Genomic DNA, 644 nt, shown 5'->3' with positions numbered 1-644 from the left:
GATCGTTTGATCCTCTTTTTCCCTCACTGATGTATAGCGTTACATCAGCGGGCTTTGTGTGTTTTCATTCTCTCGATGAAATTTGATGTCTTGTCTATTTGATCTTGTATGAAGTTTTCAAGGTACAATCCATAAATGTGCTCCTGCACATCTATCTTTCAGTCTGGATCTCTTCCAGACCAATGGGCTTGAGTGGACTCGAACCACCGACCTCACGCTTATCAGGCGTGCGCTCTAACCACCTGAGCTACAAGCCCATCCGGCTTCCGGTCGTTTCCACGACCCTTCCTATTCTATTGTAGACAACCCTGTATCGCAGGATCATCTGCGTGGAGATAACGAGATTCGAACTCGTGACCTCCTGCTTGCAAGGCAGGCGCTCTCCCAACTGAGCTATACCCCCATAAATCCGGCAGCCACTTATCTTCCCGGGCCGTCTCCAGCCAAGTATTGTCAGCCGTATCAGTCTTAACCATCGTGTTCGGGATGGGAACGGGTGTTGCCCCGATGCGCATCGCCACCGGAAATATTCAATTCTCAGCATTGACCGCTGAACAATAAGACAACCTTTACTTCTTCTTCCTTAGAAAGGAGGTGATCCAGCCGCACCTTCCGATACGGCTACCTTGTTACGACTTCACCCC

The 644-nt window shown here is 49.5% G+C and carries 2 tRNA genes and 2 rRNA genes; all 4 read right to left on the bottom strand.

Annotation, left to right across the window (positions count from 1 at the left end):
- Positions 1-183: 183 nt before the first annotated feature.
- A tRNA-Ile gene (locus tag KTB61_RS12915) sits at positions 184-257 on the bottom strand.
- Between the two features lie 73 nt (positions 258-330).
- Positions 331-403 (bottom strand) — tRNA-Ala (locus KTB61_RS12910).
- 4 nt (positions 404-407) lie between these two features.
- Positions 408-525: ribosomal RNA gene (gene rrf / locus KTB61_RS12905) — 5S ribosomal RNA — on the bottom strand.
- 62 nt (positions 526-587) lie between these two features.
- Positions 588-644 (bottom strand): 16S ribosomal RNA (locus KTB61_RS12900); the annotation flags it as partial.

Source organism: Anaerostipes faecalis, from assembly GCF_018982945.1.
GTDB classification, from domain to species: domain Bacteria; phylum Bacillota; class Clostridia; order Lachnospirales; family Lachnospiraceae; genus Anaerostipes; species Anaerostipes faecalis.
The sequence above is the reverse complement of the archived record's forward strand: the minus strand, read 5'-3'. Positions and strand labels throughout refer to the sequence as shown.